Annotated in this window: 20 protein-coding genes; 8 read left to right on the top strand and 12 right to left on the bottom strand. The window is 52.4% G+C overall.

Annotation, left to right across the window (positions count from 1 at the left end; genetic code table 11):
* Positions 1 to 7 precede the first annotated feature (7 nt).
* Together J4E70_RS05465 and J4E70_RS05460 are read right to left on the bottom strand one after the other, a co-directional pair.
* On the bottom strand, positions 8 to 652 hold the full coding sequence (locus J4E70_RS05465; protein WP_213888071.1) for a response regulator transcription factor: 645 nt from the start codon (positions 650 to 652) through the stop codon (positions 8 to 10).
* Positions 649 to 2076: a cache domain-containing protein gene (locus tag J4E70_RS05460; protein WP_377609040.1), complete on the bottom strand. Its 1428-nt coding sequence runs from the start codon at positions 2074 to 2076 to the stop codon at positions 649 to 651. Before J4E70_RS05460 ends, J4E70_RS05465 begins: the two co-directional genes overlap by 4 nt.
* Positions 2077 to 2315: 239 nt before the next feature.
* On the opposite strand from J4E70_RS05460, the gene J4E70_RS05455 reads away from it, so the two are divergent.
* From J4E70_RS05455 to J4E70_RS05445, 3 genes are all read left to right on the top strand, one after another.
* A complete protein-coding gene (locus J4E70_RS05455; protein WP_213888070.1) occupies positions 2316 to 3398 on the top strand; it encodes a TRAP transporter substrate-binding protein in 1083 nt (360 codons plus the stop codon).
* Positions 3399 to 3501: 103 nt separating this feature from the next.
* The gene (locus J4E70_RS05450; RefSeq protein WP_213888069.1) at positions 3502 to 4392 is read left to right on the top strand and encodes a TRAP transporter small permease subunit; all 891 of its coding nucleotides are present in this window, start codon (positions 3502 to 3504) and stop codon (positions 4390 to 4392) included.
* A 17-nt stretch (positions 4393 to 4409) separates the two neighbouring features.
* Positions 4410 to 6764 carry a TRAP transporter large permease gene (locus J4E70_RS05445; protein ID WP_213888068.1) on the top strand — a complete coding sequence of 785 codons (2355 nt, stop codon included), beginning with the start codon at positions 4410 to 4412 and terminating at the stop codon, positions 6762 to 6764.
* A 109-nt stretch (positions 6765 to 6873) separates the two neighbouring features.
* On the opposite strand, the gene J4E70_RS05440 is transcribed toward J4E70_RS05445, so the two are convergent.
* The 4 genes from J4E70_RS05440 to J4E70_RS05425 form a co-directional block, all read right to left on the bottom strand.
* Complete coding sequence (locus tag J4E70_RS05440) at positions 6874 to 7710, bottom strand: arginyltransferase (RefSeq protein WP_213888067.1); 837 nt, start codon at positions 7708 to 7710, stop codon at positions 6874 to 6876.
* A gap of 97 nt (positions 7711 to 7807) precedes the next feature.
* Positions 7808 to 8263: an RDD family protein gene (locus tag J4E70_RS05435; RefSeq protein WP_213888066.1), complete on the bottom strand. Its 456-nt coding sequence runs from the start codon at positions 8261 to 8263 to the stop codon at positions 7808 to 7810.
* Positions 8264 to 8329: 66 nt separating this feature from the next.
* Entirely contained in the window at positions 8330 to 8731 is a 402-nt protein-coding gene (locus tag J4E70_RS05430; protein WP_213888065.1) for a DUF2852 domain-containing protein, read from the bottom strand.
* 118 nt (positions 8732 to 8849) lie between these two features.
* Complete coding sequence (locus J4E70_RS05425; RefSeq protein ID WP_213888064.1) at positions 8850 to 9317, bottom strand: YbaK/EbsC family protein; 468 nt, start codon at positions 9315 to 9317, stop codon at positions 8850 to 8852.
* A gap of 164 nt (positions 9318 to 9481) precedes the next feature.
* On the opposite strand from J4E70_RS05425, the gene J4E70_RS05420 reads away from it, so the two are divergent.
* The gene (locus J4E70_RS05420; protein WP_213888159.1) at positions 9482 to 12280 is read left to right on the top strand and encodes a bifunctional [glutamine synthetase] adenylyltransferase/[glutamine synthetase]-adenylyl-L-tyrosine phosphorylase; all 2799 of its coding nucleotides are present in this window, start codon (positions 9482 to 9484) and stop codon (positions 12278 to 12280) included.
* Positions 12277 to 12549, top strand: a complete 273-nt coding sequence (locus J4E70_RS05415; protein ID WP_213888063.1) for a hypothetical protein — start codon at positions 12277 to 12279, stop codon at positions 12547 to 12549. The genes J4E70_RS05420 and J4E70_RS05415 overlap by 4 nt, the downstream gene beginning before the upstream one ends.
* Before the next feature lie 12 nt (positions 12550 to 12561).
* Here J4E70_RS05415 and J4E70_RS05410 read toward each other — a convergent pair whose 3' ends face one another.
* Positions 12562 to 13203 carry a beta/alpha barrel domain-containing protein gene (locus J4E70_RS05410; RefSeq protein WP_213888062.1) on the bottom strand — a complete coding sequence of 214 codons (642 nt, stop codon included), beginning with the start codon at positions 13201 to 13203 and terminating at the stop codon, positions 12562 to 12564.
* A 353-nt stretch (positions 13204 to 13556) separates the two neighbouring features.
* Between J4E70_RS05410 and J4E70_RS05405 the strand changes: the two genes are divergently transcribed.
* Genes J4E70_RS05405 through J4E70_RS05395 form a run of 3 tightly spaced genes read left to right on the top strand, consistent with a single transcriptional unit; the run spans position 13557 to position 15955 of the window.
* Positions 13557 to 14165 carry a DUF6778 family protein gene (locus J4E70_RS05405; RefSeq protein WP_213888061.1) on the top strand — a complete coding sequence of 203 codons (609 nt, stop codon included), beginning with the start codon at positions 13557 to 13559 and terminating at the stop codon, positions 14163 to 14165.
* A gap of 42 nt (positions 14166 to 14207) precedes the next feature.
* Positions 14208 to 15404 carry an RSP_2647 family RNA methyltransferase gene (locus J4E70_RS05400; RefSeq protein WP_377609240.1) on the top strand — a complete coding sequence of 399 codons (1197 nt, stop codon included), beginning with the start codon at positions 14208 to 14210 and terminating at the stop codon, positions 15402 to 15404.
* Positions 15404 to 15955, top strand: coding sequence for an RSP_2648 family PIN domain-containing protein (locus tag J4E70_RS05395; RefSeq protein WP_213888059.1), 552 nt, complete (start codon positions 15404 to 15406; stop codon positions 15953 to 15955). The genes J4E70_RS05400 and J4E70_RS05395 overlap by 1 nt, the downstream gene beginning before the upstream one ends.
* A 41-nt stretch (positions 15956 to 15996) precedes the next feature.
* Here the strand turns inward: J4E70_RS05395 and J4E70_RS05390 are convergent, their stop codons facing one another.
* The 5 genes from J4E70_RS05390 to J4E70_RS05370 all read right to left on the bottom strand — a co-directional run bounded on the left by J4E70_RS05390 (position 15997) and on the right by J4E70_RS05370 (position 20480).
* Positions 15997 to 16686, bottom strand: coding sequence for a M48 family metallopeptidase (locus J4E70_RS05390; protein WP_213888058.1), 690 nt, complete (start codon positions 16684 to 16686; stop codon positions 15997 to 15999).
* Positions 16687 to 16740: 54 nt separating this feature from the next.
* Positions 16741 to 17925 carry a vWA domain-containing protein gene (locus tag J4E70_RS05385; RefSeq protein WP_213888057.1) on the bottom strand — a complete coding sequence of 395 codons (1185 nt, stop codon included), beginning with the start codon at positions 17923 to 17925 and terminating at the stop codon, positions 16741 to 16743.
* Between the two features lie 3 nt (positions 17926 to 17928).
* Positions 17929 to 18093, bottom strand: a complete 165-nt coding sequence (locus tag J4E70_RS05380; RefSeq protein ID WP_213888056.1) for a hypothetical protein — start codon at positions 18091 to 18093, stop codon at positions 17929 to 17931.
* 1 nt (position 18094) lies between these two features.
* A complete protein-coding gene (locus J4E70_RS05375) occupies positions 18095 to 19357 on the bottom strand; it encodes a DUF2927 domain-containing protein (RefSeq protein WP_343229443.1) in 1263 nt (420 codons plus the stop codon).
* A gap of 271 nt (positions 19358 to 19628) precedes the next feature.
* Positions 19629 to 20480 carry an AAA family ATPase gene (locus J4E70_RS05370; RefSeq protein WP_213888054.1) on the bottom strand — a complete coding sequence of 284 codons (852 nt, stop codon included), beginning with the start codon at positions 20478 to 20480 and terminating at the stop codon, positions 19629 to 19631.
* Positions 20481 to 20594: the final 114 nt, after the last annotated feature.

Below are 20594 nucleotides of genomic sequence, written 5' to 3'. Positions count from 1 at the left end.
ACCAAGCTCAGAGCCCGACGCCGGTCCCTTGCAAAACTCCATGCTCCATTGCATAGCGTGTAAGACCTGCTGTTGAGCTGATCCCGAGTTTTCGTTTGATGTTCTTGCGATGCGTTTCGACTGTGCGAACCGAAATATCGAGATTTGCCGCCACCTCTTTGTTGGATTTGCCCTGTGCCAGTTCAAGCAGAATGGTCTGCTCTCTGCTGGTAAGAGGTTCGCGACCATCCTGAGTTTTTGGAGACAAGGATTCGGTTGCGCCCGTACAAAGATATCGGCTGCCTTGCATGACGGTATCAATCGCTGTCTTGATTTCTTCAGTTGGCACGTCTTTCAGGATATATCCAAGCGCGCCATGCGAGAGCGCGGAAGAGATGTATTCGCTGCTGTCATGCATCGACAAAATGACAATACGCGTCTGAGGCAGGCGTTCCAGAATGATTTCGGTGGCTGAGAGGCCATTAAGAACGGGCATGTTAAGGTCAAGTAAAATAACATCGGGATTCAGGTTTTGCACCTGATCGACCGCTTCTTGCCCGTTGGTCAGCGATCCGATGACGTCTATATCAGAATAGGTTTCCAGTATGGACTGAATCCCTTCTGCGACCATTGGATGATCGTCGACGATCAAGACGCGCGTTGCACCTGTCATGCTGTTGCCCTTGCTGTGCCTTGCGGTGGTAACATTCTCGACAATGGAACACGTGCTTCAATCACCGTTCCCTGGCGTGTGGAAAGCACCAGCAAGGTTCCGTTCAGTTGTTCCATTCTTTCTTGCATGTTTCGGAGCCCGAGACCACTGTCAGCCTGCTTGTCTTTGCTTTGCCGTTCGATCCCGCGGCCATTGTCGGCAATCCGCATCGTCGCACCGCTGCTGTGGCCGTAAACCTTTAGTGATACAGCAGTCGCGTCCGCGTGGCGTTCAATATTGGTCAGAGCTTCCTGTGCAATTCTGTACAAAGCAATTTTAGCGTCAGCCTCAAGCCGGTTGCTGAAAACAACTGTTTCGAATTCTGTTTCGATACCGGTTCGGTTGGCAAATTCAGCGATCAGACCTTTTAGGGCAGGGCCAAGCCCAAGGTCATCCAGAATTCCCGGGCGCAAATCCCGGCTGATCCGGCGCACTTCTTGTATCGCGCCATTCAGATGGTCGATACCGCGCTCAAGGTGTTCGCCCGCACGCTCGTCACCTGCAAGCAGCCGTTTGCGGGCGAGTTCAAGCGCGTAGCGAACGCCGACCAGAATTTGGCTGATGCTATCATGCAGTTCGCGTGCAACGCGTCCGCGTTCCTCTTCCTGTGTGTCAATAATCCGCTGTGTCAGTTCCTTGAGCTTTGCATCGGCAAGCCGGCGTTCACGAATGTTAATGAACTGGCCGCTTAGAAAGACCAGGAACAAAGCCGCGAGTGTAATACCACCAATGTAGATGAATGTGCGTTGAATGCGGGCTTCAACCTCTGCTCGCGCTGCGGCAACGGTATCAAGCACTTCGTCGATAAAAATACCGGTTCCCACAACCCATCGCCAATCCTGAAGCCCAATGACAAAGGCAACCATTCGTGCACTTTCACCGGTCGATGGTTTGGTCCAGTCGTAACTGTGGTATCCGCTGCCAGATTTCGCAATCCTGATCAACTCGTCAACAATCGGAACTCCGTTCGGGTCTGTGAGGCCGATCCAGTTTTTGGTGATCAAGTCTGTCTGGCGAGGGCTGACAAGATTGTTGCCGTCATAGTCGTAGACAAAGAAATAGCCATCCTGACCATAAAGCATTGCCGACAAAAGCTGGGTCACCAGCAGCTTTGCCTCTTCATCGTCGGGCAAAGCGCGACCGTAGATGTTTACAAACGCGGTCCTCGTGATCGAAAGGTAATTTTGAAGCTCGGCCTTTTTTGCTTCAATCAACTGACGCTCCAAAAGCGCGATTTCACGCTCTGCCGTTTCCCGCGACTGATTTGCTACAATGGCGGATATTGCGACGGCAGCCAGCAACAGGGGGATGGTGGCCAGAAAAAAAATCTTCTGTCCGTAATTGAGTGTCAGGATATTTCTTAACCCGGACATCCATCTGCCCATTGGGTGATTCCCTTCGTATTCTCGCGCAGTGATTGCCAAAATGTAGGACGCGCCGGTGCCCGTCAATTCCCAATAAATGGGCCGGATAATTGGAAAAACCTACAATCTTCGCCGAGAAAAATGATCAATCTACGCATAATTTGGTATTTCCTGATTGTATCGGCCTGTTTAGGGTTCGCCTACTTTAACGACCCGTCTGCACGTTTGTTCAGACGCTAATTCCATGGGAGGATTACTATATGGATCGTCGCTCATTTTTGAGAACATCCGCGCTCGGCGGAACCGCAGCAGCAGCTACGACGCTTGCGGCACCTGCGTATGCACAAGGCAAACGCACACTGACTTTGGTTACAACCTGGGGCCGCGGCCTTGCAGGTGTTCATGATGCAGCTCAGCGCGCTGCTGACAGCATCACCGCCATGACTGATGGCGATCTTACAATTGATTTGAAAGCTGCTGGCGAACTCGTCGGTGCTTTTGAAGTATTTGACGCTGTGACCTCTGGTCAGGCTGATATGTATCACGGTGCTGATTATTACTTTGTTGGTCAGCATCCTGGATTTGCGTTCTTTACTGCCGTTCCATTTGGGATGACAGCTCAAGAGCTCACCAACTGGTATCACCACGCTGGTGGCCACGAACTTCACGACGAACTTGGCCAGATTTTCGGTCTGAAATCATTCCTCGCCGGTAACACTGGCGCACAGGCTGGCGGTTGGTATCGCAAGGAAATTTCCGGACCAGAAGATTTCAACGGTCTGAAATTCCGTATGCCGGGTCTGGGTGGTAAAGCCCTTGGCAAGCTGGGCGCATCTGTTCAGAACCTTCCTGGTGGCGAAGTGTATCAGGCGCTTGCATCTGGTGCGCTTGACGGAACCGAGTGGATCGGCCCTTGGGCTGATGAAAAAGCTGGTTTCCAGGAAATCACCAAGTTCTACTACACTGCTGGTTTCCACGAGCCAGGCGCAGCCTTGACGCTTGCCACCAACCGTGAAGTTTTTGAATCGCTCTCGCCTGCGCATCAGAAAGTGATCGAAATTGCTTCTGGGGAAACACACCAGTGGAACCTTGCTCAGTTCATGTCCAACAACGGTGAAGCGCTTCAGCGTCTGTCGTCTTCCGGCGTGAAAATCCTTGAGTTCCCGGATTCAGTTTGGGACGCTTTCGGTGCCGCGTCACAAGAAGTGCATGACGAAAACATGGGCGATGAACTGTACAAGAAGATTTACGACAGTATGCAGTCTTCGATGAAAGCATCATCCGGCTGGATCAAACGGTCTGAAGGTACATACCGTGTACAGCGCGACCGAGTAATTGGCTAATCGTTAAAACGAGTACAACTCTGGTCAGGCCCTTCGAATACGCGGGGCCTGATCAAACATCTGCCAGATAAGGCAGGGTCTAATCGGAAAAGTGGGGGATGGGATGCTGGATGGCATAGTTTGGTTCGCGCAGAACCTATTGATGTCTTTCTATAACCTTGGTTACGCGGTGACACATCCGGGGCTGTGGCTGGACTGGTCAAATAAAGAATCGATCATGCGCTTTATCTATTACGGCGCCTCGGTCGAGTTTCTATTCGTCATTTTGACAACCTTCATCGTGATCACGGCAATTGGCTTTGTCAAAAACAGCTTCATGTGGGGCTGCGTACGTGTTTTAGAAGGTTTTGCAAATTCCATAGGCCGCTTTGTGGCATGGGCGGGTCTGTTGATGGTTCTTCAGCAGATCATTATTGTTTTCATGCAGCGGATATTCACGCAGGCAACGATTTCGTTTGGTTTCGGAACCGGGCTGACCTTTGACATCAGCTGGTGGGCTGAAGAGCTGAAACTTTACAACGCGCTGGTGGTGACACTTTGTGCCACCTACACCTTCGTGCAAGGCGGCCATGTCAGGGTCGACCTCGTCTATTCCGTTGTAAGCTTCCGCACAAAGCGGGTTATCGACATGGTCGGGTCTCTGTTGTTCATGATGCCGGTTTCCATGCTGACATGGCTCTATGGCTGGTTTTTCATGTGGCGGCATCTGGTCGTGCCAAACCCTTCAGCGTCAGACACGCTGGACAAGCTTATGCTCAAGTCGCGAGCGTTGCGCTGGAATGTCGAAACCATCGGCTTTTCACCCAGCGGTTTCAACGGCTACTTCCTCTTCAAAATATTGCTTGTGAGCTATGCCGGGCTGGTCTTTCTGCAAGCTGTAAGCTTCTTTTACCGCTCATACCTTGAGTGGAAAGAAGGCGAAGCAAGCGCTGGCAAATACCTTGACAAAGACAGCCTTGGTGAAGGCGAAGAAGCCTTTGAAGGCACACACTAATATTAGGGGCAGAAACTATGCTATTTGGACTTGATGGCGTCGAAGTCGGGCTGATCATCGTCTTCCTTTGCCTCTTTGGAGGCATCTTGTCGGGCTTTCCGGTGGCGTTTGCCATCGGTGGTGCGGCTGTTATCTCATTCTCGATCATTGCGTCGCTCGACAGTGCCGGCATTCTTGTGCATCAGGCGATCGATACGACATCGCAAGGGTTCAACGATATCGTTGCAACCGGTATCCACCCGGACACGATTTCGCATTTCCGATACCCGGATTTGCCAACAGTTGCAGTGCCATTGTTTGAACGCGGTTGGGAAGTTGCGCTTGACCGCAACATCAGCTTCATCGTCAACCGCATGAACGAACGGGTTCTGGCGGGGCAGTCAATTGAAACGCTGTTGGCGGTTTTGATGTTCGTTTTGATGGGGATCACGCTTGAACGGTCCAAGATCGCAAATGATCTGCTGACAACCATGGCTCGGGTCTTTGGGCCATTGCCCGGTGGGCTGGCAGTTTCGGTTGTTGTTGTGGGTGCGTTCCTTGCTGCATCGACTGGTATCGTTGGTGCAACCGTTGTTACGATGGGTCTTCTCAGCTTGCCGACCATGTTGCGCAACAACTACTCACCGGAACTTGCAACTGGCGTTATTGCAGCGTCCGGAACACTGGGGCAAATTATTCCGCCCTCGATTGTGATTGTTCTGCTCGGCACGTTGGCGGGAGACCTTTACTCCGCAGCGCAAGAACAACGCGCTGCAGAGGCAGGATGTTCTGATGCTCTGACCTATCTGGGCGAAGCAGCGGTTGTTTCGGTCGGTACGTTGTTTCAGGCCGCGATTCTGCCCGGTATCCTGTTAGCGGTCCTCTATGCGTTGTACGCTTTTGGTTATGCAATGATGCGCCCGCATAATGCGCCGCCCGTTGTTGCTGAATCAATTGAAGGCGAGGTCATCACCCGCAACGAAGCTTTAACCTGGTTCCTCATTGCACCAGCTGGCCTGATCGGTGGCGCCATTCTGGCCGGTTACCTTGGCGTTGTCGGCTCGCAAAATGTTATCGTAGATAGCTATTCGGATGCATCAACTTCGGCAGTTTTGCGTACAAGTGTATCCGACCAGTGTAAATCAGCGATGATTGATCTTCATGGCCAGGAAAAATGGGATATTGCTACTGAGCAGCAGTCCGTTATTGACGCGTCTGGAGGTGCTCAGGAAAGCCGCCAGCTGAGCGAAGAAGAACTTACGCAAGGACTGATCGACAAAGTCGCATCTGCCGCACCGGTCGGAACCGGCATTGCAATAATGTTCCTCATGCTCGGGTTAATTCTGGCTATCGCGCGTGGTGTTGCACCTTCTGCTGATCCGCGCCCATTGCTGATTGGGTTCGGAGGGGTGGTTCTGGCGATCTTCGCGGATATCGCCTTTATAGGACCGCTTACAACGCCGGGGGCAGCGTTGCTTATTCTGGCGATCCCATCGATCATTGCGCTTTATGGGTGTCGCTACGCCGTTGCCCATCTGGGGCGCAATCAACTGATCAAAGTGGTTTTTCCGCCGCTTGTTCTGATTGTTGCTGTTTTGGGGTCTATTCTTGGCGGTATAACAAACCCGACACCTGCTGCGGCCTTGGGCGCTGGGGGTGCTATTCTTCTGGCAGCGTTCCGTAAGTTGCAGGACGAGGGTGGATCCGGAAAGCTTATCATTCAAGCGGCGTTCGCTGTTGTGATCCTGATCCTGATCGGTGTGAATTTTGATCTCAGGATAACCAGAGACTCGGTCCCGTTTGAAGATTGGGTTGCGTTCTTTGCTGCTCAGGCCGCATATCTATTCGCGATCTTTGGGATATTTTACGCCTGCTGGGTTCTGTTCAAAGGCGGCGTGCTTAGCCCTGTTGTGCGGGAAACTGCAAAAGTGACCTCGATGGTCTTTACCATCCTGATAGGGTCGCAATTGCTGAACCTCGTTGTCATCTCGTTTGGCGGCGAACATTACATTCAGCAGTTCCTCAAGAGCTTTGACAATGAGTTTAAGGTTTTCCTGATCGTGATGCTGGTGCTGTTCGTATTGGGTTTTGTGCTTGATTTCCTTGAAATCATTTACATCGTGATCCCCATTGTCGGACCGGTCATCTATGGCGGAACGATGGACCCAAAATGGGTCACGATAATGATTGCCGTTAACCTGCAAACATCGTTCCTGACGCCACCGTTTGGTTTCGCGCTCTTCTATCTCAGGGGGGTTGCGCCGAAAGAAGTGACGACTGGGCATATCTACAGGGGCGTTTTGCCATTCGTGTTGATTCAGGTCTTTGGGCTTGGATTGCTGTGGTTGTTCCCGGCTGTGGTTACGATTGTACCTAACCTGATTGGGCATTAACCTACGGAAAAATAAAGGCCGCGCCAAAGAATGCGCGGCCTTTCTCATTTAGCGAAACGAGACATTTCGCCAATTGTACGTCATGTTTTGAGGTTAGTTTTTCATTTGTCTAACGCGTTGTTGGCATACCGTCCGGCAACTTGATCTTCGCAACCTGTTCGGCAATCGGATCAACAGACAGGGGGTGCGTATCTGCGTTGTAAGTATCGGAAACTCTCAGATCGCTCCAAACTCCATTCCGGTAAATTTCCACTGCGCTGAAATTCGCTTTGTATCCCATCTTGGAACTGCCGGGCACCCAATACCCAAGGTAGACATAGGGCAGGCCAGCCTCGCGTGCGATCTGGATATGATCGAGAATAACGTAAGTCCCAAGGCTGTCTTTTACCCTATCAGGGGCGTAAAAAGAATAGACCATAGACAGGCCATCATCGAGCACGTCTGTCAGGCATACGGCAAGCAAATCGCGAGTTTGGGATTTCCCTTCGCCGCGCTTTGAATATTCAACGACCCTGCTTCTGATCGGGGTTTCTTCGACCATCGCGGCGAACTCGAAAATATCCATATCGGCCATGCCCCCGTCAGCGTGGCGTGTGTCCAGATACTCCCGGAACAGCATGTACTGTTCCTCTGTCGCCCAAGGAGATGTTGCCTCGCGGTTAAGGTCTGTATTGCGGCGTATGATGCGGCGCTGGCTTTTTGTGTATTTGAAATCAGCGACTCTTATACGTGCAGACAGACATGCGGAGCAATCGGCACAGGAAGGTCGGTACAAAACGTTTTGCGACCGGCGGAACCCTTGCTTTGACAAACTGTCATTGAGCTTGTCTGCCGAGTCGCCCTGAAGCGCCGTAAACAATTTGCGTTCCATACGCCCGTCAAGATACGGGCATGGCTGCGGCGCAGTCACATAAAACTGGGGGGCAATGGGCAGGCTATGACGCATCTGTGTTTTCGGCTCTTGTTTCAATCACAAACGCAGACTAGCAACAGGTTTGCCTTCCGCCAAGCCCTTTGAGATTTAGAGGGTTAAACCCAGAATGTCAGAAACGCGCAGACCTGTTAATCGCGGCGCAACCAAGCACGAGGTCCGTAAGACCCTGTGCGCGGGCACCCGTGAGCATTAAAATGACCGAAATCACCTGTGGGAAGACCAGTGAAACAGAAAACAGGAACCCCGCAGTGTGCAGCAGCGCCATCGAAAGATCAAAACGCTCACCATTGTTTGTCCGGAATTCTATTGCAGCCAGCCGCATTCCCGGTGTTGCGGAATTGCGCGAAAGTGAAACTGTGCGGTAAATAAAATTAACCGTCAAAAAGACAAGGGGTAGGATCAAAAGAGGAATGAAGACCCCTAAAACAACTATGAGCGCCGTTATCAACGCTGTCAAAATCGTGTCGATGACCCAGGCAATCAGTCGTTTTGTCGGCACGTCCTGATAAAATTCTGCTTCGCGGTCCGGGTCCGGCAAACCCCAGGCTGTATGCGTCGTTTGCATTTTAGCGGTCTCTTTCGTCAAAGAATAAAGCGGCCCCCGTTAAAGAGACCGCCTTGATTATACATATCAGGTTTCGATGGGTTCGTCTTTATCCATCGTTTCCTTGGCTTTTTGCGCGCGCTCGTCCATGAAATCGTCGAATTCAGATTTGTCTTTCGCTTCGCGAAGACGTTCAAGGAAAGCTTCAAAGTTGCTTTGTTCGTCTTCAAGACGACGAAGCGTTTCGGATTTGTAAGCGTCAAATGCAACGTTGCCGGAAGAGCGGAAACTGTGACGTGTGTGGGTGCGGTTGCGCCGGGCGCAGGTGCCTGAAAACATGCGTTTACTCCAGATCATGTATGCAAGAAGAGCCAGACCAACTGGCCAGAACAAGATGAAGCCAAGAACCATGACTGCTATCCATGCGCCTTTGCCACGCGCATCGAGCCAAGTTTCTGCTTGGTTGGGCCAAGAGGCAACAATGCTCATTTGAAAACTCCGTATAAGGTTATGTTCGAATGTGAAAGCCTTTCACATTAACAAGATCGGAACATCTGTTCCTTAAGTCAAGAGTAAATGTTAAACTAATTTACATTATTTTGATAAATCAAATAAATTCTGATACTAACGCATTGGTTATCTCATGTAATTTGGTCGAATTTATCGGAAATATGTGCCGAGGCGTGCCAGCGGCGGCCCAGACGGTATCGAAGTCAAGCAACCTTGGATCCAAAAACGCCCGAATAGGCGAGAGGTGACCGATGGGTGCAACCCCGCCGATCGCGAAACCGGTCTGAGCCCGGATGAGCGACGCATCCGCTTTGCCCAATGCTTCCCCGGCGATAGCAGACGCTTTGTCCTTACAAACCTGATTGCCACCAGCCGTCAGAAACAAAACGGCAGTTCCACTTGTTTCACCTCGAAAAATGATTGATTTCGCGATCTGATCTAATGCGCAGTTTGCTGCATTTGCAGCTTGCAATGCCGTTCGGGTTTCGCCGGGCATCTCAAGAATCTCGGTTTCCACACCCGCTTTGATCAAGGCATTTCTGACGCGTTTCAGGCTCTTGCTCATAGTAATCTCCCTGCCGCTACTTATTCTGAACTTTTTCGAATCCTTTCGGTTTCTTACTCAGAACATTTTCGGAGACGCAAGCAGACATGAAACCAAAAACATCGACTGTAATGTTGTGTTAAGTGTGGTTGACGCCCGCCCGTCTGACGCCGCATCTTCGTCAGATGACTTTTGCATCACTCATTACCCGCTGCTCGATTCCCTACGAGCCTGACAGAGGTCAGGAAGCAGCGGCGTTGTTTCCGGACTCTGGCGCAGACATCCAAAACCTTGTCGCTGGCGCGGCGGGCAACAGCCCGTATCTTGCAGGCCTCATTCAAAAAGAAAAGGATTGGCTCTGCGCTGCATTCGCGCGCACACCTGACGCGGTCTTTAACGAGATTCTGGGAAGCCTTGAGGACTTGCCGCTGGAACAACTAGCCACGGCATTGAGGCAGGGAAAACATCGTGTTGCTGTTTTCACGGCGCTTGCTGATCTCGGGGGCATCTGGACGCTGGAAGAGGTAACCGGCGCGCTGACGCGCTTTGCGGATATGTCTGTCGATGTTGCGATGAAATCCTTGGTAGCTGCTGAAATCCGCCGTGGCAAATTGCCGGGTATGAGTGAGGAAGACATAGAAACCGCCGGCGGTATGGTTGCGCTCGCAATGGGGAAGATGGGGGCAGGGGAGCTTAACTATTCTTCCGATATTGACCTGATTTGCCTGTTTGATGAAAACCGGTTCGACACAGATTCCTATCACGATGCGCGGGCAAGTTTTATTCGCGTAACACGCCGCATGACAGCAATGCTCAGCGACCTTACCGGGGATGGATATGTCTTCAGAACAGACCTGAGGCTGCGCCCGGACCCGTCTGTCACGCCGGTATGTCTGTCTATGGACGCGGCAGAGCGATATTACGAAAGTGTTGGCCGTACCTGGGAACGTGCCGCCCACATCAAGGCAAGGCCCTGTGCCGGCGACATTCAGGCAGGGTGGCGCTATCTGGAGCGGCTTCGCCCGTTCGTCTGGCGTAAACACCTTGATTTCGCGGCGATCCAGGACGCGCATGACATGCGTTTGCGTATTCGGGACCATAAAGGTCTGGGCGGCGCGATTGATCTTTTTGGCCACAACATGAAGCTTGGCCGTGGCGGCATTCGGGAAATAGAGTTTTTCACCCAGACGAGACAGATCATTGCTGGTGGTCGCGATGCAGAGTTGCGTTCGCGCGAAACCGTTCCGGGGTTAAAGCAATTGGCGGAAAAGGGTTGGGTTCCCCCAGACGTGACGGACGTCCTGATTGCGAATTATCGGTCACATCGCGAGGTCGAACACCGGCTGCAGATGGTGAATGATGCGCAGACCCATGATTTGCCTAATTCGGACGAGGGATTTGACCGGCTGGCCCGGTTTATGGGCGAAAGCGATACCGGGGCTTTTAAAGACGCGCTGATGCAGCGTCTTACGAAGGTGCATGAACTAACGGAAGGTTTCTTTGCGCCCGTTGAAAGCTCTGCAGAACCGGAATTATCCGAAGCAACGAAGGATGTGGTGGAACGCTGGCGATCCTACCCTGCACTGCGATCCGACAGGGCGGTCACGATATTTGGACGCCTGAAGCCCGAAATCCTGTCTAGGCTGCAAAAGGCGGCAAAACCTGACGAAGCATTGTATCAGTTTGATGGGTTCCTGGCCGGGCTTCCAGCGGGTGTACAACTCTTTTCACTCTTCGAAGCCAACCCTCAACTCATTGACCTGTTGATTGATATTTGTGCGACGGCACCGGCACTGGCGCATCACCTTTCACAAAATTCCAAGGTTCTGGACGCTGTGATCGGCGGGTCCTTTTTTGACGAATGGCTGGGGCCGGAACAGCTTTCCCAAGATCTCATTGGAATGCTCGCCGACCTTTCGGACTACGAGGCAAAGCTTGATACGGCACGTCGTTGGGCCAAAGAATGGCATTTCCGGATAGGTGTTCACCACCTGCGTGGGCTGATTAGCGGCAGAGAGGCGGGGCAGCAATACGCAGAACTGGCAGAAGCGGTGCTTGCTGCGCTTTGGCCTGTAGTCGTTGATGAATTTTCTGGAAAACATGGCGATCCGCCCGGCTATGGCGCGATTGTGCTTGGTATGGGGTCTTTGGGCGCGGGTCAGCTCAATTCAGGGTCTGACCTTGATCTGATCGTGATATATGACGCGAATGGCGTAGATACATCTGACGGGCGCCGACCGCTTTTGACACGGTTGTATTACGCACGGTTGACGCAGGCTCTCGTCACGGCACTGTCAGCACCGATGTCAGAAGGGCGGCTTTACGAGGTTGATATGCGTCTGCGTCCTTCGGGGCGACAGGGGCCTGTTGCAACATCCTATCAGTCTTTCACGACCTACCAGCAAGAAGAAGCCTGGACCTGGGAGCACCTCGCATTGACCCGCGCGCGGGTTGTTGCAGGCGACAAAGGTTTGGCAAAACGAATAGAGTCGTTTCGGGCGTCCCTATTGTCGGAGAAAGGCGCGCCAGACATTGTCGTCCGCGATGTTCTGGACATGCGTGCGCGTCTGGCAGAAGCCAAGCCCGCAATCGAAACTTGGGAGGCAAAGCTTGGACGTGGACGGCTTCAGGACATCGAATTGCTTGCGCAGGCGGGTGCGCTGATGGCTGGCGATACCGCACCTGATATTCAAGGCCAGCTCAAGGCTGCCTGTAAGCTTGGTTGGGTGTCCGAGGCTGACATGATGACGCTTCGTGAAAGTTATGAACTGATGTGGCGGGTGCAGATTGGCGCAAAACTACTTTCTGACCGTCCGCTTGACATGGATGATATCGGCGAAGGCGGGCGCGTTTTTATGTTGCGTGAAACAAAACAGACCGAAATCAGCCAGTTGAGAGCGGATATGGAAGAACGCGGCACTATTGCCGCAAGCATAATTGACCATGCTCTGGCAAATGTACCGCATGGAAAGGCAAGACGATGAATATGAAGCAAATTGATCCGCGTGGTTTGTTCGAAGACAGCTATCTTATAGAAGGCATCACCGAAGGCGAATGTCGCTCAATCTTTCTGGATTGGGCAATCGGTATACCTGTTGGTCAAGACCCGAAGGCGTGGATTAAGATCGTTCTGCATCAGTACCAACCGAAAAACCCGGATCATCCGATGACCAAAGTCTTGTCTGAGGGGCTTGGTGCCGTGAACAAGAAAGGCAGACGCGGGGGTCGCAAAGGTCGGGAAATCGACGGCTAGTCATGTTGTTTTTCAACGTGGAAGAATTGCAGATTCCTTGGCAAGTTCAGTGATCTTACTCCAGTTTTTCCCAATGATCAGTTGTTGAGGGGCGACCCAATTCCCGCTCACGCAAAGTGTATTTGAGAGTGACAGATGTCTGCGTGCCAGTTCCAGAGATGCGACGCCTGTTGGAATAAACCTGATCAGAGGGGCTGAGACGCCAAGCTTTTTCATTTCGTTCACACTGGTAGCGGTAATGGCGGGTGCAAACCTCTGAATAGCAAAACCGCGGACGTTCAGGTGCCGGGCATCCTCTTCACATGTTGTTGTAGGCAACAAAGCTAGGTTTATAAGTTCACATGCGCTCTGCAATCTGGCTGAAGGGATGGCCGAAACGCCGAAGCTCGCACCGGCAGCCTTTACGGCATGGGCGTCGCTGGGGTGAACCAAAGGTCCGGCGCCTATTCGGGTGGCGGGAACTTCCGCCATTTCGGCGATAATTTCCAGCGCTGCTGATGCGCGTGAAGAAACTTCAAACACTGGTAAACCGCCCATTATCAGCGCCCTAGCCAGCGGCTTCGCCGAAGAAACATCATCAATCGATATTTCCGGAATAACCGGTGCCAAAGCACACAGCATTGCAACAGGCTGACGGGTGTTCGCAGGGAACATTGAACTAACCCCTAAGTTACGATGAACACGCTCTTAAAATCGCCAAAGGAAGAACGTCTCCGAATCAATTTCATTTTGTTTTTGTTGACGGTCTGAACATTGGTGTTGGAAAATTGCATGGGATAAAAACCTCTCTAAAGAAATCTGCGCATTTTCCTTTTCTGATATGATGCAAATCGATCCTTTTCTCGTCAAACGGTAGGAGATTTTGTCTACAATGGAATTTAGCAACCAATGATTGTTTCCAAATTGGGGAAAATCATTGAATCGCTGCAGTATTATCTCAATCTTGCCCTATTTTGTAACGATATTCCGCCTCAACACAAAACAGAAATCGTTTCGAGGTTGGGATAATGAAACCTATCAGAGCAATTGTTCTTCTTGCACTCGCACTTGGCCTTTCGGCTTGTAGCGCAGTTGATACTGTTACACGCGGCCTTCCATTAGGCGAACCGACGATGGCGCGCGCGGTAACCGCTCCGTCCTATGCGGTTCAGGATGTTCGGGTCGTTGTACCCACGAACCTGCGGGTAAGCGAAGCAAACGGGTATCGCCCTGTCGCCGATATCGTCTGGCGCGGAGACCCCAACGGTAATCGTTACGAACAGATTACCGCGATTTTTGAGGATGGCATGTCACGTGGTGCGGCGCAGCTGAATGGCCAAACACCAGTAGTTGTCGATGTTCAGGTCGCACGCTTTCACGCTTTGACAGAACGTGCCCGCTACACTGTTGGCGGAACGCATTCTATCAAGTTTATTTTAACTGTTCGCCATGCCGAAACGGGTGCAATAATTGACGGGCCACGTTTGGTGAAGGCGGATCTTAAAGCTTTTGGTGGCACTGCAGCGATCAACGCTGAACGCCGGGGACAAACGCAGAAAGTGCGTATCACCCAGCATCTGGCGAATGTTATCCAGCAACAACTTGTCATGGCACCGCGACCGACAAACGCCTCTTAAAGGCTTTCGTCTGTTGAAATAAACCTCTAAGGGGAAGACATGATGTCTTCCCCTTATCCTGTTGTCCGCATGAAACCTAAATCCGAAGCCCGTGCCATTCGTCACGGGTTTCCCTGGGTTTATGCAAACGAGGTGGTCACGGACCGCCGAACGAAAAATATTCAGCCCGGCGCGATTGCGGTTCTCGAGGATGAAAACCGAAACCCGATGGGTGTGGTCGCGGTCAATCCGAATTCAAAGATATTCTGCCGGATGCTGGACCAGAATCCAGAAGCCGTAGTCAATCAGGCATGGATGGAGGCGTGTCTATCACGCGCACTCTGCCACCGCGAACGTCTGTATGACGCGCCATATTACCGGTTGATCCATGCGGAAAGTGACGGGTTGCCAGGCGTTGTGATCGACAGGTTCGGCGACGCAGCCGTCGTTCAGCCAAATGCGGCCTGGGCTGATGTGATGTTTGAGGAACTGGCTGCGGCGCTCGCATCGGTCACCGGGGTCACAACGATTGTCAAAAACGGCACCGGTCGCGCACGTACGCTTGAAGGGCTGGCCGAGGAAACGACATGCCATTCTGGCAAGCTTGACGGTCCTGTTCCTGTCGAGATGAACGGCGCCATTTACATGGCAGATTTACTGGGCGGTCAGAAAACAGGCTTGTTTCTTGACCAGCGTCAAAACCATGCCTTTGCTCAACGCCTGACAAATGGGGCCAAAGTGCTGGATGTATTTTCCCATGTTGGTGGATTCTCCCTGGCGGCTTTGGCGGGCGGTGCCGCTGGTGCAGTCGCCGTGGACGGGTCCGCTGCGGCCCTTGAGCTTGCATTGCAGGGCGCAGAGGCAATGGGTGTGCAAGACCGGTTTTCGACGATCAAGGGCGATGCGTTTGATGTATTAACCCGCCTTGAGACCGAAAAGGCGCAGTTTGATGTCGTGATTTGCGATCCGCCCGCATTTGCACCCAATAAAAAAGCGCTTGAGGCCGGGTTGCGTGCCTATGAACGCATTGCAAAACTCGCTGCACCGTTGGTTGCACCCGGGGGCTATCTCGCGCTCTGTTCCTGTTCGCACGCAGTAGACCTTGCGCGGTTCCGCAATGCCTCGGCCCGCGGAATAGGACGGGGCGGGCGGCGGTGCCAGCTTATCCACACCGGGTCTGCCGGGCCGGACCATCCGCTTTTGCCGCAGCTCGCAGAGAGCGGATACCTTAAAGCGCTGTTCTTCAGGTTGGATGGCTGATGCGAGTTCTGTGCGACGCTTGCGTGCTTTACCCAACGGTGATGCGCGAAGTGTTGATGGGGGCAGCATCTGCGGGGTTCTTTAAACCGTTCTGGTCTGAGCGCATTCTGGAAGAATGGGCGCGCGCCGCGCGCAAGATCGGGCCAACCGGTGATATGCAGGCGCGCGGTGAAATCGCGTTGCTACGTGCAAATTGGCCCAATGCAAGTGTTCAGCCGCATGAAGGTGATTTGGCGCGGCTCTGGCTGCCGGACCCGAATGATATTCATGTTCTGGCGGCGGCAATCGCCTGTTCTGCAGACATAATTTTAACGTTGAATGCCAAGGATTTTCCGCGCCATACCCTGTCTGAAGAAGGGTTGGGACGGACAAATCCTGACGATTTGCTTTTCCAGTTTTACTGCGAGGCGCCAAACGAGGTAGCGCATGTCGCGCAGAAAGTGCATGCAGAGGCCGAAAGACTGGCCGGAGCCCCTCAGGAGTTAAGAAAACTCTTGAAAAAAGCCCGTCTGCCAAGGCTGGCCAAAGCACTTGCGCTGAGAGGTTGTTAGCCTCCGGCGGGGTTATTTTAGGGAAAAAGAAAGCACTTAGTCTATTTAAGAGCGGCCCAGTCGGCCTCGAGTTTTTCAATTGCCTTTATACGTTCTGCCGTTTTTGGATGGCTCATCATCCAGGCGGGAACTGCACCTGCGCGTGATTTTGTAAGCGCTTCCAATTTGTTGAACAGGGTTTTTTGAGGTGCGGTCCCGATGCCGGATTTTGTCAGTAAGGCCGAAGCGTAGGCATCTGCCTCATATTCATCTTTGCGCGATATACGGGCGGCCAGAAGGCTCGTCAGCGCATTTGCGATCCAAACGCCAAGACCGGGAATGAATCGGGACAAGACCATTGCCAAAGCCGTTCGCAATGCATTCTGCCCTGAAAAATCAATCATGCGTCTGCGCGAATGGCCCAGAGCTACATGACCAAGCTCGTGCGCGATGACGCTTGCCAGTTCGGGACCTGTCACTTCTCCGTTTCGGTATTTCTCAAAAAAACCGCGTGTGATGAAAATACGCCCGTCAGGCGCGGCCAGACCATTTACAGGATCAATTTCGTAAATATGCACGTTGATTCGCGGCAATTCGAGCGCCTCTGCCATTTTGTTGGTCAAGGCTTTCAATTTTGGATCGGCCAGTTCGGTTGAACGTGCGTCAAGTTCCCGAGCCGTACGCCAGGCCGAGAAACGGTACATGACCAGTGCATAGAGAATGGCGAGCAGGATTGGGGTGAATTTCAACATGATAAAGATATGGGGCAGGGAAGGTCAGTGGGCAAGCGCAAGAGGTGATGTTTCCTAGCGACTGAGCGCACGCATGCCCCGTTCGATACCTTCCAGCGTCATTGGGACCATCTGGTTATCGAAGATTTCCTGTATCATTTTGACTGAATGCGTGTAGCGCCAATGGGGTTCAGGCAAGGGGTTGATCCACAGGTTAGACGGCCACTGGGTGCGGGCGCGGCCCAGCCAGACTTGCCCGGCTTCCTGATTCCAATGTTCATTCGCCCCGCCTGCGTAGGCGATCTCGTAGGGAGACATGGAGGCGTCACCGACAAATATGCATTTGTAGTCCGATCCGTAGGTTCGCAGAATTTCTGCGGTAGAGACCTGGGCACCCCAGCGGCGCGCGTTATCACGCCACACACCTTCGTAAAGGCAATTGTGAAAATAGTAATATTCCAGATGCTTAAACTCTGCTCTTGCAGCAGAAAACAGTTCTTCAACAGTGCGGATGTAAGGGTCCATCGAGCCACCAACATCAAGGAACAAAAGTACCTTTACGGCATTACGGCGTTCCGGCCGGGTCTGTACGTCAAGATACCCATGTTCGGCAGTGGCGCGGATGGTACCATCAAGATCAAGCTCTTCCGCCGCACCATCACGCGCCCAGCGGCGCAATCGTTTCAGCGCAACCTTGATATTGCGGGTTCCCAGTTCAATCTTGTCGTCTAAGTTCTTGAACTCCCGCTTGTCCCAGACCTTTACAGCGCGTTGGTGCCGGCTTTCATTTTGGCCGATGCGCACCCCTTCCGGATTGTAGCCATGAGCCCCAAATGGCGACGTTCCCGCCGTGCCGATCCATTTACTTCCGCCCTGGTGGCGGCCTTGCTGTTCTTTCAGCCGTTCTTTGAGCGTTTCCATCAGTTTATCAAAACCGCCCGAGGCCTCTACTTCTGCGCGTTCTTCGGGGCTAAGGTGTTTTTCCGCCAGTTTTTTCAGCCATTCGCCGGGGATGTCGACCCTGTCCATAACGTCCTGAAAGGTTATATTTTCCAATCCTTTAAAGGTCTTGGCAAAGGCGCGGTCGAACTTATCGAGGTTTCGTTCATCTTTGACCATTGCGGTACGGGTAAGATAGTAAAACCCCTCGATATCGTAGATCACAAGGCCTTTCTGCATACCCTCAAGAAAACTAAGGTATTCTCGCAGTGATACCGGTATACCTGCCTCTCTGAGGGTTTCGAAAAAGGGCAGAAACATTGCCTATAACATCCGTTCCACTGCAATCGTTGCAAAGAGACCTATGATTGCGAAAATAAGCGCAAAAACAGCGGCATATTGCACTTTGTCGAGCCTGTTTCCCTGGCGTCTGCCAGCCAGCACAACGCCAAAGATGGCGCCGATAATCAATCCCCCGATGACCAGCATTTCAGCCTCCGCTCGTTTGTCTGCGAGGGACAAGCGACATGATATTTTCAAGGCGCGCCCGAACCTCGGCTTCGGAACCAAACCCATAACGCGCCCAACCCAGACTGTCGAGCCGGACGCTCGCGGCATCTTGCGTGCGACCAAGCTGTTCCAGCGCCTCGGCCTTTATCATCAGAAGTGTCGAAAGGAGCGCCGCGTTCTGTGCTTGTGAGACAACCGGCAGGTTTTTGTCCGCGAGTGTGAGGGCGGCATCTGGCCGTCCGGATGAAAGCAAGTAGACTGCAAGATGCATTTCGACATGTGCGGCCTGAAGCTGTGTTTCAGGGTTTGCCCGATAGATGGTTCCGGCTTCAAGAAACGCGAGCAGGGCAGCATCTGGGTTTGTCCGTGCAACAAGACGTCCATAGGCAAACAAACTGAATGCAAGGCGGTTATCCGTCCATCCCTGCGCACGGGCGATATCGATGGCCTGTCGCGCCGAACTTCGCCGCCGCGTACTGCCAGCGACTGGTCCAAGCGCGGTTTCAAGCGCGTTGATCCAGGCGCGTGGTGTTGGAGATTGGGGTGTAAAGTTACCTGCGCGCCCTGCCGGGTTCAGGCGTGACAAAATAGCGGGTAGTTTCTGTGCAACCTGATCGCGGGACATGCCGTTTTGTAGCTCTGGTGCGTAGTAAATACGCAGCATTAGCATGTCAAAACCCGTCAGGACCGTATGAAAGTTATCATCATTGAAAACGGAATTAGGCAGCCGATACATATCGTTAAGCGGGCCGAGCGCCTGTGCGATCTCTTCATGCAAACAGTCGCGCAGTTCTTGTGGGCTAACGTTGCTTGGAACAAAAATTGCGACTTTGTCTCTATGGGTCAGAGTGGTCCAGTCTGTTACGTTGCCGCGACGGTTTGCTCGAAACTCCGCCCAGTTGGAAACTCTGGGAACAACAAAACAAGCCGCCTGCGGAACGAGCCCTTGCAGTTGTCTTTGTGGAATCGCCTGAATCGTGATGTTCGCATCCCGGTTGCGTGGAACCTGAGAAATATCCAGACCTGCTTCGGTACGAAGCCGGCTGATAAGACGGCGCAAGTCCGGTGCGAGATTTGCAGGTGCATCACCGGTGACACGCAGTGTTATTGGACCCTGGAAACGGGTCATAACGGGAACGGGCCGTCCGCTTTCCATCTGAAATGAGAGTTCCAGAAAGTCTCTGGCAAGTGAGCTGTTGGATTGCCTTGTGGGGAGGCTGCGTTGATTTGAAAATACCTTCATAGGTGGCAATACTAGATCGGCTGGCGCGCGCCGTTCCGGTACCTCGCTGCGGGGTAGAGGAGAGCAGGCCGCAAGGGCAAGGAATGCAAATGTTAAAATGCGGAATGTCAAAGTGTTAAGGCCTTGCATATTCTATAAACGGCGTTTTGACGCCAATGCGGTCGTACAACTGCCGCGCAACTGTATCGAAATCTCGCGTGGGCCAGCAAATAGAAGGCGCGCCTCGTTTTGCCGGCTTCGTCTGATGCGTTAAGGGGACGAATGAAAAGCGTCATCTCTGCCCTCGGGCCATAAACGCGAGCCGCTCAAAAAGATGTACATCCTGTTCGTTTTTCAAAAGCGCGCCGTGCAGTTTCGGAAGCGCATTCGCGCCATCCCGTCTCAGATCTTCGGGGGTCAGGTCTTCGGCAAGCAACAGTTTCAACCAATCCAGTACTTCTGAGGTAGAGGGCTTTTTCTTTAGCCCCGATGTTTCACGGATTTCATAAAATTGCGTCAAAGCTGTGGTTAAAAGCTGTTCTTTGAGGCCTGGAAAATGGACCTCGACGATTTCTTTCATCGTGTCCATATCCGGGAAACGAATATAGTGGAAAAAACAGCGACGCAAAAAGGCGTCTGGCAATTCTTTTTCGTTGTTTGATGTAATGATCACGATTGGGCGATGCTTTGCAGAGATCATCTCGCCGGTTTCGTATACGTAAAATTCCATCCGGTCGAGTTCCTGTAGCAAATCATTTGGAAACTCGATGTCGGCCTTGTCTATTTCGTCGATCAGCAGGACTGATTTGCCATCCGCGTGAAAAGCCTGCCAAAGCTTGCCTTTGCGGATGTAGTTTTTGACGTTGTGTACACACTCTTCACCCAGTTGACTGTCACGCAAACGGCTGACTGCGTCATATTCGTACAGGCCTTGTTGCGCTTTGGTGGTCGATTTGATGTGCCACTCAATCATTGGCAGACCCAAAGCCGCACTGACCTGCCGGGCCAGTTCGGTTTTTCCTGTTCCCGGTTCACCTTTCACCAAAAGCGGCCGTTCCAATGTTACAGCGGCGTTTACAGCCACGGTGAGGTCTTCGGTTGCGACGTAAGAGTCGGTTCCGTTAAATTTATCGGTAAAATTCATAATGTTCTTCAGTGCCCGGTTATGGATTTAAACGTGACATTACCACACAAGACAGCCGCTTCAACTCTGTGTAATCACCTAGTGACAATCCTTTTAGATTGGATTAGACGACGG

This window comes from Pseudohalocynthiibacter aestuariivivens, assembly GCF_018457175.1.
Lineage (GTDB): Bacteria > Pseudomonadota > Alphaproteobacteria > Rhodobacterales > Rhodobacteraceae > Pseudohalocynthiibacter > Pseudohalocynthiibacter aestuariivivens.
The sequence above is the reverse complement of the archived record's forward strand: the minus strand, read 5'-3'. Positions and strand labels throughout refer to the sequence as shown.

Excerpts from the sequence above, each read along its gene's own strand:
- J4E70_RS05410 (WP_213888062.1), bottom strand. The coding sequence starts at position 13,203 with ATGTTCCCTGCGAACACCCGTCAGCCTGTTGCAATGCTGTGTGCTTTG.
- J4E70_RS05425 (WP_213888064.1), bottom strand. The coding sequence starts at position 9,317 with ATGAGCAAGAGCCTGAAACGCGTCAGAAATGCCTTGATCAAAGCGGGT.
- J4E70_RS05395 (WP_213888059.1), top strand. The coding sequence starts at position 15,404 with ATGCGAGTTCTGTGCGACGCTTGCGTGCTTTACCCAACGGTGATGCGC.
- J4E70_RS05420 (WP_213888159.1), top strand. The coding sequence starts at position 9,482 with ATGACTTTTGCATCACTCATTACCCGCTGCTCGATTCCCTACGAGCCT.
- J4E70_RS05375 (WP_343229443.1), bottom strand. The coding sequence starts at position 19,357 with ATGAAGGTATTTTCAAATCAACGCAGCCTCCCCACAAGGCAATCCAAC.
- J4E70_RS05415 (WP_213888063.1), top strand. The coding sequence starts at position 12,277 with ATGAATATGAAGCAAATTGATCCGCGTGGTTTGTTCGAAGACAGCTAT.
- J4E70_RS05450 (WP_213888069.1), top strand. The coding sequence starts at position 3,502 with ATGCTGGATGGCATAGTTTGGTTCGCGCAGAACCTATTGATGTCTTTC.
- J4E70_RS05370 (WP_213888054.1), bottom strand. The coding sequence starts at position 20,480 with ATGAATTTTACCGATAAATTTAACGGAACCGACTCTTACGTCGCAACC.
- J4E70_RS05380 (WP_213888056.1), bottom strand. The coding sequence starts at position 18,093 with ATGCTGGTCATCGGGGGATTGATTATCGGCGCCATCTTTGGCGTTGTG.
- J4E70_RS05435 (WP_213888066.1), bottom strand. The coding sequence starts at position 8,263 with ATGCAAACGACGCATACAGCCTGGGGTTTGCCGGACCCGGACCGCGAA.
- J4E70_RS05405 (WP_213888061.1), top strand. The coding sequence starts at position 13,557 with ATGAAACCTATCAGAGCAATTGTTCTTCTTGCACTCGCACTTGGCCTT.
- J4E70_RS05455 (WP_213888070.1), top strand. The coding sequence starts at position 2,316 with ATGGATCGTCGCTCATTTTTGAGAACATCCGCGCTCGGCGGAACCGCA.
- J4E70_RS05385 (WP_213888057.1), bottom strand. The coding sequence starts at position 17,925 with ATGTTTCTGCCCTTTTTCGAAACCCTCAGAGAGGCAGGTATACCGGTA.
- J4E70_RS05460 (WP_377609040.1), bottom strand. The coding sequence starts at position 2,076 with ATGGGCAGATGGATGTCCGGGTTAAGAAATATCCTGACACTCAATTAC.
- J4E70_RS05465 (WP_213888071.1), bottom strand. The coding sequence starts at position 652 with ATGACAGGTGCAACGCGCGTCTTGATCGTCGACGATCATCCAATGGTC.
- J4E70_RS05430 (WP_213888065.1), bottom strand. The coding sequence starts at position 8,731 with ATGAGCATTGTTGCCTCTTGGCCCAACCAAGCAGAAACTTGGCTCGAT.
- J4E70_RS05400 (WP_377609240.1), top strand. The coding sequence starts at position 14,208 with ATGTCTTCCCCTTATCCTGTTGTCCGCATGAAACCTAAATCCGAAGCC.
- J4E70_RS05440 (WP_213888067.1), bottom strand. The coding sequence starts at position 7,710 with ATGCGTCATAGCCTGCCCATTGCCCCCCAGTTTTATGTGACTGCGCCG.
- J4E70_RS05390 (WP_213888058.1), bottom strand. The coding sequence starts at position 16,686 with ATGTTGAAATTCACCCCAATCCTGCTCGCCATTCTCTATGCACTGGTC.
- J4E70_RS05445 (WP_213888068.1), top strand. The coding sequence starts at position 4,410 with ATGCTATTTGGACTTGATGGCGTCGAAGTCGGGCTGATCATCGTCTTC.